This window comes from Brevibacterium sp. UMB1308A (assembly GCF_030230605.1).
Taxonomy (GTDB): Bacteria; Actinomycetota; Actinomycetes; order Actinomycetales; family Brevibacteriaceae; genus Brevibacterium.
The window spans coordinates 1-1,446 of sequence record NZ_JASPDO010000056.1 but is presented as its reverse complement, the minus strand read 5'-3'; the positions used below and the strand labels follow the sequence as shown (position 1 = coordinate 1,446).

Below are 1,446 nucleotides of genomic sequence, written 5' to 3'. Positions count from 1 at the left end.
CAAGCAACGCTACCTCGACGAGCTCGAACACGAGTTCAACACAACAGGACAAGTGACGCTTCGCGTCCGTCCCATTGCGAAAATCCTTCGCTGGGTTGTGTATTCTCTTGGGGCCCTGGTCGCGTGGCCGGGTTCGGTCATTGCATTATGGGTAAACTACGTGGAAGGCACGTGGAAAGACCCTCGAACGTGGTTGCTTTTAGTCTGTTGCGCGGCCTTCGCAATAGGGCTTCCAGTGGTAGCCGTGCAAGCGGTAGTTCTGCTTTTTAAGCCTCGTCCCCAAGATAAACTGGAAGCATTGGACTGGGTCATCACACGTGTGGGGGTCTACCCACCGGATGTCGCCCGCGCCTCGGAAGAAATACCGCCCCTTTTCTACACATGGGACGGCATTCATGACATCGACACTAAGCGTTTTCCAGATAGATGGCTGTGGCCACCATACACAGCGATCATTGAACCAGACGTTCACACGGTTGAAAGAGTTCAAACAGAACGCCCATACATCAAAGGTAAGTGGCTTTACGTCCCGCTCAACGGAAGCCCATGGTTTGTCCACTTTTCCAGGACGATCCGACCGGACAGCCACATTACCTGGGTACACACGCCAGATGCCCGCACACTGGCAAGCTTCCTGCAAACGTGTAAAAACCGTTACTCACTGTCCGAACAAGACCTCTAGGAAACCCACGATGGCCCGGATCAAGCAACGCTACCTCGACGAGCTCGAGGACGAGTTCAACACAACAGGACAAGTGACGCTTCGCGTCCGTCCCATTGCGAAAATCTTTAACTGGGTTGTGCTTGCCGTTGTAGGCCCGGTCATGTGGCTGGGTTCCGTCGTCTACTTATGGCTCAACTACGTGGAAGGAACCTGGAAAAACCCTCTTATGTGGTTAGTTCTAGCGTGTTTCGCTGCCTTCGCAATCATGGTTCCAGTGGCAGCCGTGAGAGCGGTAGTTCTGCGTCTTAGGCCTCGTCCCCAAGACAGGCTTGAAACACGGGACTGGGTCATCACCCGCGAAGGCCTGTACCCACCAGACTTCGCCCGCACCTCGGGCGAAATACCGCCCCTTTTCTACGCATGGGACGGCATCCGTTACATCGATGCCCAACAGTTTCCGAACAAATGGCCGTGGCCACCATACACAGCGATCATTGCACCAGACGTTCACACGGTTAAAAGACTTCAAACGGAACGCCCACACATCAAAGGCAAGCTACCGTACTACTACCTCAACGGAAACATACGATCCGCTCACATCACCTGGAGACACACGCCAGATGCCCGCACCCTGGCAAGCTTCCTGCAAACGTGTAAAAAACGCTACTCACTGTCCGCACAAGACCTCTAGGAAACCCACGATGACCCGGATCAAGCAACGCTACCTCGACGAGCTCGAACACGAGTTCAACACAACAGGACAAGTGACGCTTCGCGTCCGT

General features: G+C 54.4%; 2 protein-coding genes. Both read left to right on the top strand.

Annotated elements, in window-relative coordinates; genetic code table 11:
* A partial coding sequence (locus tag QP868_RS12010; protein ID WP_284926791.1) for a hypothetical protein occupies nucleotides 1–682 on the top strand: 682 nt, incomplete at its 5' end.
* Nucleotides 683–692: 10 nt separating this feature from the next.
* Nucleotides 693–1,355, top strand: coding sequence for a hypothetical protein (locus QP868_RS12005; RefSeq protein WP_284926790.1), 663 nt, complete (start codon nucleotides 693–695; stop codon nucleotides 1,353–1,355).
* The last annotated feature ends 91 nt before the right edge of the window (nucleotides 1,356–1,446 follow it).

Coding starts and splice junctions, on each gene's coding strand:
- QP868_RS12005 (WP_284926790.1), top strand. CDS start 693: ATGGCCCGGATCAAGCAACGCTACCTCGACGAGCTCGAGGACGAGTTC.